This is a genomic window from Streptomyces dysideae (assembly GCF_001514305.1).
Taxonomy (GTDB): Bacteria; Actinomycetota; Actinomycetes; order Streptomycetales; family Streptomycetaceae; genus Streptomyces; species Streptomyces dysideae.
Genome location: NZ_KQ949079.1, coordinates 234,946 through 248,029, shown reverse-complemented (window position 1 = coordinate 248,029; position 13,084 = coordinate 234,946). Strand labels below are relative to the sequence as shown.

The 13,084-nt window shown below is 70.5% G+C and carries 13 protein-coding genes and 1 pseudogene; 8 read left to right on the top strand and 6 right to left on the bottom strand.

Annotated features, from left to right (window positions below; genetic code table 11):
• Window positions 1-182: 182 nt before the first annotated feature.
• Complete coding sequence (gene kstD, locus AQJ91_RS11545; protein WP_067019249.1) at window positions 183-1,967, top strand: 3-oxosteroid 1-dehydrogenase; 1,785 nt, start codon at window positions 183-185, stop codon at window positions 1,965-1,967.
• 76 nt (window positions 1,968-2,043) lie between these two features.
• Here the strand turns inward: kstD and AQJ91_RS11540 are convergent, their stop codons facing one another.
• The 3 genes from AQJ91_RS11540 to AQJ91_RS11530 all read right to left on the bottom strand — a co-directional run bounded on the left by AQJ91_RS11540 (window position 2,044) and on the right by AQJ91_RS11530 (window position 3,334).
• The gene (locus AQJ91_RS11540; protein ID WP_067019246.1) at window positions 2,044-2,691 is read right to left on the bottom strand and encodes a class I SAM-dependent DNA methyltransferase; all 648 of its coding nucleotides are present in this window, start codon (window positions 2,689-2,691) and stop codon (window positions 2,044-2,046) included.
• An 11-nt stretch (window positions 2,692-2,702) separates the two neighbouring features.
• Entirely contained in the window at window positions 2,703-3,023 is a 321-nt protein-coding gene (locus AQJ91_RS55405; RefSeq protein ID WP_234382038.1) for a hypothetical protein, read from the bottom strand.
• 107 nt (window positions 3,024-3,130) lie between these two features.
• On the bottom strand, window positions 3,131-3,334 hold the full coding sequence (locus AQJ91_RS11530; protein WP_003992177.1) for a cold-shock protein: 204 nt from the start codon (window positions 3,332-3,334) through the stop codon (window positions 3,131-3,133).
• Window positions 3,335-3,622: 288 nt separating this feature from the next.
• Here AQJ91_RS11530 and AQJ91_RS11525 point away from each other — a divergent pair, with 288 nt between their 5' ends.
• The 6 genes from AQJ91_RS11525 (at window position 3,623) to AQJ91_RS11500 (ending at window position 10,533) form a co-directional block, all read left to right on the top strand.
• A complete protein-coding gene (locus tag AQJ91_RS11525; RefSeq protein WP_067019243.1) occupies window positions 3,623-4,471 on the top strand; it encodes a menaquinone biosynthetic enzyme MqnA/MqnD family protein in 849 nt (282 codons plus the stop codon).
• A 325-nt stretch (window positions 4,472-4,796) separates the two neighbouring features.
• Window positions 4,797-7,064, top strand: coding sequence for a protein kinase domain-containing protein (locus AQJ91_RS11520; RefSeq protein WP_067019240.1), 2,268 nt, complete (start codon window positions 4,797-4,799; stop codon window positions 7,062-7,064).
• 15 nt (window positions 7,065-7,079) lie between these two features.
• A complete protein-coding gene (locus tag AQJ91_RS11515) occupies window positions 7,080-7,961 on the top strand; it encodes a prepilin peptidase (protein ID WP_067019237.1) in 882 nt (293 codons plus the stop codon).
• 72 nt (window positions 7,962-8,033) lie between these two features.
• A complete protein-coding gene (mqnC, locus tag AQJ91_RS11510; protein WP_067019234.1) occupies window positions 8,034-9,233 on the top strand; it encodes a cyclic dehypoxanthinyl futalosine synthase in 1,200 nt (399 codons plus the stop codon).
• 7 nt (window positions 9,234-9,240) lie between these two features.
• On the top strand, window positions 9,241-9,690 hold the full coding sequence (locus tag AQJ91_RS11505; protein ID WP_067019231.1) for an imidazolonepropionase-like domain-containing protein: 450 nt from the start codon (window positions 9,241-9,243) through the stop codon (window positions 9,688-9,690).
• A 147-nt stretch (window positions 9,691-9,837) separates the two neighbouring features.
• Window positions 9,838-10,533 carry a demethylmenaquinone methyltransferase gene (locus AQJ91_RS11500; RefSeq protein ID WP_067019228.1) on the top strand — a complete coding sequence of 232 codons (696 nt, stop codon included), beginning with the start codon at window positions 9,838-9,840 and terminating at the stop codon, window positions 10,531-10,533.
• Here AQJ91_RS11500 and AQJ91_RS11495 read toward each other — a convergent pair.
• Window positions 10,520-10,819: a PASTA domain-containing protein gene (locus AQJ91_RS11495; protein ID WP_067019476.1), complete on the bottom strand. Its 300-nt coding sequence runs from the start codon at window positions 10,817-10,819 to the stop codon at window positions 10,520-10,522. The two genes, AQJ91_RS11500 and AQJ91_RS11495, sit on opposite strands and share 14 nt — an antisense overlap.
• 131 nt (window positions 10,820-10,950) lie before the next feature.
• Window positions 10,951-11,472 carry a GNAT family N-acetyltransferase gene (locus AQJ91_RS11490; protein ID WP_067019224.1) on the bottom strand — a complete coding sequence of 174 codons (522 nt, stop codon included), beginning with the start codon at window positions 11,470-11,472 and terminating at the stop codon, window positions 10,951-10,953.
• Window positions 11,473-11,570: 98 nt separating this feature from the next.
• Between AQJ91_RS11490 and AQJ91_RS11485 the strand changes: the two genes are divergently transcribed.
• Window positions 11,571-12,860: a geranylgeranyl reductase family protein gene (locus AQJ91_RS11485; protein WP_067019221.1), complete on the top strand. Its 1,290-nt coding sequence runs from the start codon at window positions 11,571-11,573 to the stop codon at window positions 12,858-12,860.
• Between the two features lie 95 nt (window positions 12,861-12,955).
• Here the strand turns inward: AQJ91_RS11485 and AQJ91_RS55400 are convergent.
• A pseudogene (locus AQJ91_RS55400) lies at window positions 12,956-13,084 on the bottom strand (peptide deformylase); the annotation flags it as partial.

Here is a 13,084-nt window from a genome sequence, read left to right as displayed (position 1 = left end):
CTGGCACTTGGTCCCGTACGAGGATATTCCTCAGGGCCCGGGCGGCAACCCGCTCCGCACCCCCAGCCGGCGGGGGAGGGAGCGGGTGCCGACCCATCAACTCCCTTACCCAGCCCTTGACTTCACAAGTCGACCGCGTCACATTCGCACTCCTGACACATCCTCAGGCGGGAGTGACGCTCATGACCACCACCAGCCCCAGTCACCACCCCTCCCGAAGACGCGTACTCGCGGGCACCGCAGGCGCAGGCGCAGCCACCGCCCTGGCCCTCACCGCCGTGGCCCAACCGACAGCCACCGCCGCCGACTTACCCCTCCTCGGCACGTACGACGTCGTGGTCGTCGGCTCGGGCGCCGCCGGTATGACCGCCGCGCTGACCGCCGCCAAGCAGGGGCTGAGCTGTGTGGTGGTGGAGAAGGCGCCGACCTTCGGGGGCTCCGCCGCCCGTTCCGGTGCCGGGATCTGGATCCCGAACAACCCTGTCATCCTGGCGGCCGGCGTTCCGGACACTCCCGCCAAGGCCGCCGCCTACCTCGCCGCCGTCGTCGGGCCGGACGTCCCCGCCGACCGGCAGCACGCCTTCCTCGCCCACGGGCCGGCGATGCTCTCCTTCGTCATGGCCAACAGCCCCCTCCGCTTCCGCTGGATGGAGGGCTACAGCGACTACTACCCGGAGCTGCCGGGCGGTCTCCCGAACGGCCGCTCCATCGAACCCGACCAGCTCGACGGCAACGTCCTCGGCCCCGAACTCGCCCACCTGAACCCGCCGTACCTGCCGGTCCCGGCCGGCATGGTCGTCTTCAGCGCCGACTACAAATGGCTGGCCCTGGCCGCCGTGAACGCCAAGGGCGTCGCCGTCGCCGCCGAATGCCTGGCACGCGGCACCAAGGCGGCCGTGCTGGGCCAGAAGCCGCTCACCATGGGGCAGTCGCTGGCCGCGGGGCTGCGAGCGGGACTGCGGTCGGCCGGGGTGCCGGTATGGCTCAACACCCCGCTCACCGAGCTGTACGTCGAGGGGGGTGCCGTGACCGGTGCCGTGGTCACCAGGGACGGCGGCGCCCCGGCCCTCGTCCGCGCCCGTCGTGGCGTCATCGTCGGCTCCGGCGGCTTCGAGCACAACGCGGCGATGCGCGACCGCTACCAGCGCCAGCCCATCGGCACGGACTGGACGGTCGGCGCGAAGGAGAACACCGGCGACGGCATCCAGGCGGGCGAGCGGATCGGTGCCGCGCTCCATCTGATGGACGACGCCTGGTGGGGGCCCGCGATCCCGCTCCCCGACCAGCCCTACTTCTGCCTCGCCGAACGCACCCTTCCCGGCGGCCTGCTGGTGAACGCCGCCGGCACCCGTTTCGTCAACGAGGCCGGCCCGTACAGCGACGTCGTCCACACCATGTACGACGTCAACGACACCGACCCGGCCATCCCGTCCTGGCTGATCGTCGACCAGAACTACCGCAACCGCTACCTCTTCAAGGACGTCGCCCCGACGCTGCCGTTCCCCGACACCTGGTACGACTCCGGCGCCGTCCACAAGGCCTGGACCCTGGACGCCCTGGCGACCTCGATCGGTGTCCCGGCGGCAGCCCTGCGCACGACCGTCGACCGCTTCAACTCCCTTGCCCGGCAAGGCAAGGACGCCGACTTCCGGCGCGGCGACAGCGCCTACGACCACTACTACACCGACCCGTCCGTCCTCCCCAACTCCTGCCTCGCCCCCCTCTGGCTGCCCCCGTACCACGCCTTCCGCATCGTCCCCGGCGACCTCGGCACGAAGGGCGGCCTGCTCACGGACGCGCGGGCCCGCGTCCTGCGTGAGGACGGCTCGGTGATCCGAGGGCTGTACGCCGCCGGGAACGCGAGCGCGGCCGTCATGGGGCACAGCTACGCGGGCGCGGGCTCGACGATCGGTCCGGCGATGACGTTCGGGTACATCGCGGCGCGGGACGTGGCGGGGGTGCTCTGAGCGGCATGTGGCGGGGGTGCTCTGAGCGGCGGCTACGGCCCGGCCGCATGCATTCCCCTTGTTCCATTTTGTTCTCTTACCCGGCCTTGCGGGCGATGAGGAACGCCTGCGGTACGGGCTCCCCGAACGCCTCCTCCGCCTCCCGTACGGTCCGTGACCGTACGTCGAACCCGGCGTCCGTCAGCAGGCCGGCGATGTGGTCCGGCCGGCGGCGCTGGAAGTCGAGGGCCACCGGGTGTCCGAAGGGCCGGTCGTGGCGGCGGGGCTCCTCGCCGACCTGGAACGCGACGAGCAGGTGGCCGCCGGGTGCCAGTACGCGCCCGAGCTCGGTGAAGAGGGAGGGGAGCCGGTCCACAGGGGTGTGGATGGTCGAGTACCAGGAGACGACGCCCGCGAGACCACCGTCGGGGAGGTCCAGGTCCAGCATCGAGCCCCGCTCGAACCGGAGCCCCGGGTTCTCCCGCCGGGCGATGGCGAGCATGGACTCCGACAGGTCGACCCCGAAGGCGGACAGTCCGAGGGAGGCGAGATACCCGGTGACCCGGCCGGGCCCGCACCCGAGGTCGGCCACGGCCCCGCCCTCCCCGACGAGCTCGGCGAAGGCCCGCAGTAAGCCCCGGTCCACCGGTGTCGCGGCGACCACGTCCCGGAACAGTTCGGCGTAGTCCTCGGCGATGGCGTCGTAGAACACACGGGTGTCGGTCAGGAAGTCGGCATCAGTCATGCCCGGGGACTCTACTCAGCCTCGCCGGGGCCGTCCTCCTTGCCCTCACTACGTGTCTGACCAGCACCGACACCAACGCCAACGCCAACGGCGGTACCCAGCGCCATCCCCAGGGTCAGTCCGGCCCCGAGGTTGTCGAAGACGGTCAGCCCGAGCACGATGCCGATGCTCGTACCGAGCGCGAGGCCGACCGAGATGCACATCGCCAGCCTGTTGTCGGCGGGAGTCCCGCCGTGCTCGCCGTCCCCCTGTACTTCATCTCCCTGCACTTCATCCCCCTGCACGTACTCATCCTTCCTGGGCAAGGCAGGAGCCCCGTTGCCATACGGCACGGGGCTCCTTGGGTACTGCTATCTGTTCCGGATCAGAGCATCAGGCTCATCGAGCCTTAGGCCTGGACCGAAGACCGAACTCCGAGATCGAACTCCGAGGACGAGACTCAGACGGGGGTGACGTTCTCCGCCTGCGGGCCCTTCGGGCCCTGGGTCACGTCGAAGGAGACCTGCTGGTTCTCCTCCAGCGAGCGGAAGCCGCTCGCGTTGATCGCGGAGTAGTGAACGAAGACGTCGGGGCCGCCGCCTTCTTGGGCGATGAAGCCAAAGCCCTTTTCGGCGTTGAACCACTTCACGGTTCCGGTAGCCATAAGCCCTCCTTGGGCCCAAAGGGTTGCCCTGCTCCAGAACCCTGCAAGTGTGAAAACAAGATGCCGCACAACTGCATACGTCTGAAAACGACTAGAGCCCGCGGTCACATGCTCCGCAGGCTCTGTACTGCAAGGGAAACCAAACTGCAACTTGCGGCGAGCCTAGCACGCAGGCAGCCGAAAGCAATAGAGGTCAAGATCACGTCACTCGGACGTTTGAGTCCCGCGAAGAGGGTTGACGGCGGGGGCGGAGGTCGCACTGTACCCCAATGGGTCTAGCCTCGCGATGTGGACAATTCTCGCACCCGGCCGCGCGTCGGCCACATCCAGTTCCTGAACTGCCTGCCCCTGTACTGGGGGCTCGCGAGAACGGGCACGCTCCTCGACTTCGAGCTGACCAAGGACACCCCGGAGAAGCTCAGCGAGCAGCTGGTGGCCGGAGACCTCGACATCGGACCCGTCACCCTCGTCGAGTTCCTGAAGAACGCGGACGACCTGGTCGCCTTCCCGGACATCGCCGTCGGATGCGACGGGCCGGTGATGTCCTGTGTGATCGTCTCGCAGCTCCCGCTGGACCGGCTGGACGGCGCCCGCGTCGCCCTCGGCTCGACCTCCCGCACCTCCGTGCGCCTGGCCCAGCTGCTGCTGACGGAGCGCTTCGGCGTACGGCCCGACTACTACACGTGTCCGCCCGACCTCAGCCTGATGATGCAGGAGGCGGACGCGGCCGTACTGATCGGGGACGCGGCGCTGCGCGCCAACCTGCACGACGGGCCGCGGTTCGGGCTGCAGGTGCACGACCTGGGCGCGCTGTGGAAGGAGTGGACCGGGCTGCCGTTCGTGTTCGCGGTGTGGGCGGCGCGGCGGGACTACCTCGAGCGTGAGCCCGTGATCACCCGCAAGGTGCACGAGGCCTTCCTCGCCTCCCGCAACCTCTCCCTGGAGGAGGTCGCCAAGGTCGCCGAGCAGGCGGCCCGCTGGGAGGCCTTCGACGCGCAGCTCCTGGAGCGCTACTTCACGACCCTCGACTTCCGCTTCGGCGGCCCGCAGCTGGCAGCGGTCGCGGAGTTCGCCCGCCGGGTGGGGCCGACGACCGGGTTCCCCGCGGACGTGAAGGTGGATCTGCTTCAGCCGTAACCTGCCGGGGCACTAGAACTCTGTGTGTGCCTGTGGTTTCCAGGCTTTTCGGGCGCGGCGTGGCCGTGTGCGGTTGCCGTCCGGTGGTCCGAACCTCGGGGTGAGGGGGTGGACTTGGCTGGCGTGCAGGTGGTGGAGGCCGGTCCGCTCGGCGGCGCGGGTGCGTCGGCGACAGGTGTCGGAGGTCGAGTAGCACCAACAGGGCGGCCGGCCACGGCCGTTCGCATGCCCTGTCACGCCCACCCGCACCGGCCGTTACTACTGTGTCTGCGGCAGCGAACATCGTGATCGCGCCGCGCACGCGCCACTACGGGGAAGGCCCACCATGGAGACTCTGCAGCCGGACGACCCGAGAGGGCTGGGCAGTTACCGGTTGCTGCGCAGACTCGGTGCCGGTGGCATGGGGCGTGTCTATCTGGCCCGTTCTCCCGGTGGCCGGACCGTCGCGGTGAAGGTCGTCCGCCCGGACCTGGCGGCGGACGCCGATTTCCGGGGCCGGTTCCGGCACGAGGTCGAGATCGCGAAGGCGGTCTCCGGGCGCTACACCGCTCCCGTCGTGGACGCCGACCCGGACGCGCCGCTGCCGTGGCTGGCCACGTCGTACGTGCTCGGTCCGGACCTCTCGGACGTGGTCGCCGCGCACGGCGCGCTGCCGGAGCGGACCGTGCGCGCGCTGGCCGCGGGGCTCGCCGCCGCCCTCCAGGAGATCCACGCGGCCGGTCTGATCCACCGCGATCTCAAACCCTCGAACGTCCTGCTGGCCGCTGACAGGCCGCGTGTCATCGACTTCGGCATCGCGCGTGCGGTGGACGGAAACCGTATGACACAGACGGGAGTTGTGGTCGGCTCGCCCGGCTACATGCCGCCAGAGCAGGCGCTGGGCCAGGACGTGGGGACGGCGGGCGACGTCTTCTCGCTGGGCGCGGTGCTGGCCTTCGCGGCGTCCGGCCGCAGCGCCTTCGGCGACGGTGCCGCCTCGCACGCTGCGATGCTCTACCAGATCGTGCACGGCGAGCCGGACCTGACGGACGTACCGCCGTCCCTGCTCGGCCTGATCCGCGCCTGTCTGCAGAAGGACCCGGCGCAGCGGCCGGCCCCCGCCGAGATCGTGGCGGCGCTGGCTCCGCAGGGCGTCGAGGGCGTACTGCACGACTGGCTGCCGTCGGCGGTGGCGTCGACGATCGCCACGCACGCGGCGGGGATCCTGGACCTGGAGGCACCCGCGTCCGCCGCGCCCTTCGGCCCGCCGCCGACGATGCTGGACGGGGCGCCGACGCCGGGGTACGGGTACGGGACGCCGGCACCTGGTCATGGCACCCCCGTGCCCGGCACGGTCCAACTCGGCGCGCCCGGCGTCTCCTTGCCTCCCGCCCGCTCCCGACGCCGTGTCCTCGGGCTCGCGTTCGGCGGGGCCGCGGCCGTCGCGGTGGCCGGGGGCGGCATCGCCTGGTGGCTCGGGTCGGCCGACGACACCCCCGACGACGCGTCCGGCGCGGACGGCAAGGGAGGTTCGGCCCAGCCCGTCGACGACACCTTCACGACCCCGCCCGCCGGAATGGCCCCCCAGCCCCTGTGGCACAAGACGGTCGCGGAGGACAGCACCACGACGTCCGTACCGCTCCTCACCCACGACGGCGTGCTCCTGGTCAGCGGCGACCCGCTGGTGGCGTACGACGTGAAGACCGGCAAGGCCCGCTGGACGAAGAAGGGCGTCTGCCGACCCGGCGCCCGGCTCCTCTTCCACGGCGGCAAGGTGTTCCTGGCCGACGGCGACTACGACGGCGTACTCGTCGCCTACGACGTGAAGACCGGTGACGAGGCCTGGCGCAGCCGGCTCGGCAAGAAGCTGACCGTCGAGGACACCATCGCCATCGACGACAAGAACGTGTACGTCATGGCGGCCGACTACAGCGACTCCCAGAGCGCCACCAAGTACCGCACGGCCGTCGCCGCGATCAGCCACACCACCGGCACCAAGGTGTGGCTGCAGAAGCGTGACTGGGGCACCAAGGACTACGACGTCCAGGGCTCCGTCTCCCTCTCCGGCACGTACCTGGTCTACGCCGACTCCAACTACAACCTCACCGTGCGGTCCACCGTCAACGGCGCCCAGCTGTGGACCAAGAAGATCGGCGACGACTGGACCTGGCAGCCCACCATCGCGGGCGGCCTCGTCTTCCTGCCCGGCGACAAGCTCACGGCCGTCGACGCGGACACCGGCGACGTCCGCTGGAGGCTCTCCCCGAACGGCCGCCGCGGCTTCAACAACCCGACGGTCATCGGCGGCGTGCTCTACGTCAGCGACTACGACGACGGCGTCTGGGCCGTGAACGTCAGCACCGGCAAGCGGATCTGGCTCTGCGACGAACTGGACATCGACGGCCCGGAGACGTTCGTGAAGGCCGGCACGACGCTGTACGGCGCCGCAGGCCCCATCGACGCCGGCGTGGTCGCCCTCCAGGCCAAGACGGGCAAGCTCCGCTGGACCTTCACCGACGGCAAGGACCACGGCGAGCCCTGGCAGGTCGCCGTCGCCGGCAACCGCCTGCTGGTGACGGGCGGTTGGGAGATCTACGGACTGCCGGCGGTGTGAGGGAAAGCGACAGAGATGAGCACGTCGGTAGTGATCGCCGTCGCCGCGCTGTGGGGTGCGGTGGCGGGGGCGTTGTTGCCTCGGGCCGTCTACCGGTTCTCCGTGCCGTCCGGGGAGGCCTGGCGGGACGCGTGCCCGGGCGGGCATCGGATCGGTGCCTGGATCGGGCCCGCGCGGTGCGGGGCGTGCGACGTACCGGACGCGGGTGCGGGTGCGGGCACGGGGAAGGGCGCGGACCGGGGCACGGGCGCGGACCTGGACCTGGACAAGGACGCGGACCGGGGCACGGGCACGGGCGCGGACCCGGGCACAGGCGCGGACCTGTACAAGGACGCGGACGCGGCCCCGGGTGCGTACGGGCCCGGCGCCCCGCTCATCGCCGTCGCCACCGCCTTCGTATGCGCCGCCCTCGCCGCCGCCACCGACACCCGGCCCGAGCTGGCCGTCTGGCTGCTGCTCACGCCCGTCGCCGTACTGCTGACGGTCGTCGACTTCCGTGTGCAGCGGCTGCCCGACGTACTCACCCTGCCCCTCGCGGGCGCCGCCCTCGTCCTCCTCGGCCTGGTCGCGCTCGTGCCCGAGCACGCCGGTGACTGGCCGACCGCGCTGTGGGGCGCCCTCGCCCTCGGCGGCGGCTACTTCGTGCTGTTCCTCATCAACCCCGGAGGCATGGGCTTCGGCGATGTGAAGCTGGCGGTCGGGATGGGCGCGGTGCTGGGCTGGTACGGCTGGGACACGGTCATGCTGGGGACCTTCGCCGGGTTCCTGTTCGGGGCGCTCTACGGCGGTGCGCTCGTCGTCGTACGGCGGGCCGGGCGCAAGACGGCGATCGCGTTCGGGCCGTTTCTGATCGGCGGGGCGTTCGTAGGGCTGCTGGTCGGGGCGTACGCGGCCTGACGTCGGTACGGCCATAGCGCTGGCGTAGGCTGGCTTGGTCTGTCCACAACCCTTGACGAAAGGGACGCCCCGGTGACCGAGAAGGCCGACCTGCAGTCTGTGCTCGACCGTGCCGCATCGGGCGGGCGGATCACCCCGGAGGAAGCGCTCGACCTCTACCGCGACGCCCCGCTGCACGCGCTGGGCGCCGCCGCCGACGCCGTACGACGCCGTAGGTACGCGGGTACCGAGCACATCGCGACGTACATCATCGAGCGCAACATCAACTACACGAACGTGTGCGTCACGGCGTGCAAGTTCTGTGCCTTCTACGCCGCTCCCAAGGACAAGGCCAAGGGCTGGACCCGTGACCTGGACGACATCCTGCGCCGCTGCGCGGAGACCGTCGAGCTCGGCGGCACGCAGATCATGTTCCAGGGCGGTCACCACCCGGACTACGGCGTCGAGTACTACGAGCAGCACTTCCGCGCCATCAAGGACGCCTTCCCGCAGTTGGTGATCCACTCGCTGGGCGCGTCCGAGGTCGAGCACATGGCCCGCATCTCGGGCGTGTCCGTCGACGAGGCCATCACCCGGATCCACGAGGCGGGCCTCGACTCCTTCGCCGGCGCCGGCGCCGAACTCCTCCCTGCCCGGCCGCGCAAGGCCATCGCACCGCTCAAGGAGAGCGGCGAGCGCTGGCTGGAGATCATGGAGATCGCGCACGGGCTCGGCGTCGAGTCGACGTCGACGATGCTCATGGGCACGGGCGAGACCAACGCCGAGCGCATCGAGCACCTGCGGATGATCCGTGACGTACAGGACCGGACGGGCGGTTTCCGCGCCTTCATCCCGTACACCTACCAGCCCGAGAACAACCACCTGAAGGGCCGCACGCAGGCCACGCTCTTCGAGTACCTGCGGATGATCGCCATCGCCCGTCTCTTCATGGACAACATCCAGCACATCCAGGGCTCCTGGCTGACGACCGGCAAGGAGATCGGCCAGCTCTCCCTGCACTACGGCGCGGACGACCTCGGCTCGATCATGCTCGAGGAGAACGTCGTCTCCTCCGCCGGCGCCAAGCACCGCTCCAACCGCCTGGAGATCATCGACCTGATCCGGAAGGCGGGACGGGTCCCGGCCCAGCGGGCGACGACGTACGAGCACCTCGTCGTGCACGACGACCCGGCCGACGACCCCGTCGACGAGCGGGTCATGTCCCACATCTCGTCCACCGCGATCGAAGGCGGCACGGCCCACCCCGAGTTGAAGCTGCTCGCTTCCAACTGACCCTCACATGCTCACGATTCACGCCGCCGGCGAACTGCGGTACGCCTGGGACGACCCGGAGCGGCTCAAGGACGGCGCGGTCGCCGTTCAGGGCATCCGGGTCGCCGCCGTGGGCCCGCTGACGGAGCTCCAGGAACGGTTCCCGGGTGCGCGGGTGCGCAGATGGCCCGGCGTGCTGGGGCCCGGACGCATCCACGAAGGCCCGTTGCCGGACGCGCCGACGCCACGTGAGCGTATCCACGCGGTGCTGAAGTCGGGTGCGGTGGCGGTCCTGGAGCAGTACGCCGACTCGCCCGAACTCCGCGCCGCCGCCGAGCGGAACGATGTGGCCGTACTCCCCCGCACGCGCCTCACGGCCATCATCGACACCGGCCGCGCGGACCTGGCCGTCTTCGACGAGACGGGCGCATGCATGGCAACGGTCTGCGCGGGCCGCCTGGTGCACAGACGCCGGTAGAGACGCGCCTTCAGGGGCGCGGGGAACTGCGCGACCAGCCCGCACTGTCCCGCGGCTTCGCCGCGGATGGGTGGAGGACGTCACCGCGAGGAAGAGGCCGGGGCTCCTCCCCGTAAGTCCGCGAGGGCGTGCTGCCACAATGGGCACGTGACCCGCGCATCCCTGGACAAGCAGCCGCACGAAGTCGCCTCGATGTTCGACAACGTGGCGGAGAAGTACGACCTGACCAACGACGTCCTGTCGCTCGGCCAGGACCGGAGATGGCGCAAGGAGGTCGCCAGGGCCGTCGACGCCCGCCCCGCGCAGAAGGTCCTCGACCTGGCCGCCGGTACGGCGACCTCGTCGCTGCCCTTCGCGCAGACCGGTGCGTACGTCGTGCCCTGCGACTTCTCCCTTGGCATGCTCCGGGTCGGCAAGCGGAACCACCCCTGGCTGCCGCTCACGGCCGGCGACGCGACGAGGCTGCCCTTCAAGGACGACACCTTCGACGCCGTCACGATCTCCTTCGGGCTGCGCAATGTGCAGGACTTCGACGCCGCCCTGCGCGAGATGTACCGGGTGACCAAGCCCGGCGGCCGGGTCGTGATCTGCGAGTTCTCGCACCCGACCTGGGCGCCCTTCCGCACGGTCTACACCGAGTACCTGATGCGCGCCCTGCCCCCGGTCGCCCGCGCCGTGTCCTCGAACCCCGAGGCGTACGTCTACCTCGCCGAGTCCATCCGTGCCTGGCCCGACCAGCCCGCGCTGGCCGAGCGGCTGCGCAAGGCCGGCTGGTCGAAGGTGGCGTGGCGGAACCTGACGGGCGGGGTCGTGGCCCTGCACCGGGGCTTCAAGGAGAGCTGATCCCGGTCACACAGCGGGCGGCGTAGGGATCGCCCGGCTCGTCCAGCTCGCGCTGCGGTCCGCCCCGAGACGGTCTTGGCACGCGCGGCTCGTGGATGCCCCCGCCGCCCTCACCCTCACCGAAGTCGAACCACACGTAGACCATGGAGTCCCGCGGCACCTCGGCACCGGGCTGCGGGTACTGGCGTACGACGTAGTCGACGACGGTGAGGTGGAAGTCGGGCCGGTCCGGCGCATTGACGAGGAGCCCCTGCGCCTTGGCCGTCTCGCGCGCGTCCACGGCCATCAGGCCGACCAGGCGCGGTACGCGCACTTCCGGTGATTTGGGTGTTATGCGCACAGATGTCACCCCCAAGTACTGGCAGGGTAACCCCCGCCCCGCACCTGCCGGAAGCATCACGTATCTTTCTGTAGCGGTCAGTTACCGTGTGTCATCAGATCGAGCCGGTAGCAGTGCCCGCGCTGCCGACTCGACGGTGTGGCGAACACCTCGGCGAGCCGCATCCCCAGCCGCTGGGTCACCGCGATCGACCGGGTGTTGCGGGCGTCGACCATCGCGACCACGCTCGGCACCCCGGCCGCCCGCACCCGCTCCAGCGTCTCGTGCGCGGCCGCGGTGACATATCCCCTGCCCCAGTGCTCCCGCCCGAGCCGCCAGCCGATCTCGATCTCACCGGTGGGACCCCACTCCCGCTCCCACGGCTGGGCACCGGTGAACCCGATGACCCGGCCGTCCTCGCCGAGCACGGTCCACAGGCAGAATCCCCGCTCGGCGTCGTGCCGGCGCTGGCGGGCGGTGAGCTCCTCGTAGACGGACAGCCCCGCGGACCTCCCGCCGTGGAACTCCATGACATCCGGGTCGTCGAAGATCCGGTGCCAGGCGACGGCGTCCTCGTCGGTGGGGACACGGAGCCGTACTGCGGGGAGAGCTCGGTTCACGGAGGAAGCCCTTCAGCCGGGTGATCGATTCTCCTGAATAGACTGCCCATGTCCAGTGCCGGTCGGCACGCAGATTTCGAACTTGGGGAGATCCCGCCGTGACCGAGCCCCTCCTCTCCGACAACACCGCCAACGTGATCGTCGTGGGCGCGGGGCCAGCCGGCTCCACGACCGCGTACCACCTGGCCAAGGCCGGGCTCGACGTCCTCCTGTTGGAGAAGACCGAGTTCCCGCGGGAGAAGGTCTGCGGCGACGGCCTGACCCCTCGCGCGGTCAAGCAGCTCGTCGCGATGGGCGTCGACATCTCCGAAGAGGCCGGCTGGCTGCGCAACAAGGGCCTGCGCATCATCGGCGGCGGGGTCCGCCTCCAGCTGGACTGGCCGGATCTCGCCTCCTTCCCGGACTACGGCCTCGTCCGCAAACGCGACGACTTCGACGAACAGCTCGCCCGCCAGGCCCAGAAGGCGGGCGCGCGGCTCTACGAGCGGTGCAACGTCGGCGCCCCGATCGTCGACGACCGCACCGGCCACATCACCGGCGTCCACGCCAAGCTGGGTGACGAGAAGCGCGAGGTCACCTTCCACGCGCCGCTGGTGGTGGCCGCCGACGGCAACTCAACCCGGCTGTCCCTGGCGATGGGCCTGCACCGCCGCGAGGACCGCCCGATGGGCGTCGCGGTCCGCACGTACTTCACCTCGCCGCGCCACGAGGACGACTACCTGGAGTCCTGGCTGGAGCTGTGGGACCGCCGCGGCCCGGGCGAGGACCGGCTGCTGCCGGGCTATGGCTGGATCTTCGGCATGGGCGACGGCACGTCGAACGTCGGCCTGGGCGTCCTCAACACCTCCGACTCCTTCAAGGAACTCGACTGGCGCGAGGTCCTGAAGGCCTGGTGCGCGTCGATGCCGGAGGACTGGGGCTACACCCCGGACAACATGACCGGCCCCATCCGGGGAGCGGCGCTGCCGATGGCCTTCAACCGCCAGCCCCACTACACCAAGGGCCTGCTTCTGGTCGGCGACGCCGGCGGCCTGGTCAACCCCTTCAACGGCGAGGGCATCGCCTACGCCATGGAATCCGGCCAGATCGCCGCCGACGTCATCGTCCAGGCCCACTCCCGCTCGACCCCGGCCCTGCGCGAACTCGCCCTGCAGCGCTACCCGCGCATCCTCAAGGACACCTACGGCGGCTATTACACGCTGGGCCGCGCCTTCGTGAAGCTCATCGGCAACCCGAAGGTCATGAAGATCGCGACCCAGCGCGGCCTGACGCATCCGCTGCTGATGAAGTTCACGCTGAAGATGCTCGCCAACCTCACGGACCCGACGGGCGGCGACGCGATGGACCGCATCATCAACGGTCTGTCGAAGGTGGCCCCGAAGGCCTGATCAGGCGCTCAGAGCCGCGATGTCGGCGACCCGGCGGGCGAACACCTCGTCCCGCCGGTCCGCCACCTGCCGCAGCGCCTCCTTCCGCTCCCGCCTTCCCGGCACGGCTTGTGCAGGACCTCCTCACCCACGTCGGTGATCCTCCGCACCTCTCCGCACCGGGCCCCGGGCGCGAGCGGCGGATACGAGTCGACGGGCCTGCCCCGGACGAAGACGCTCGGCAT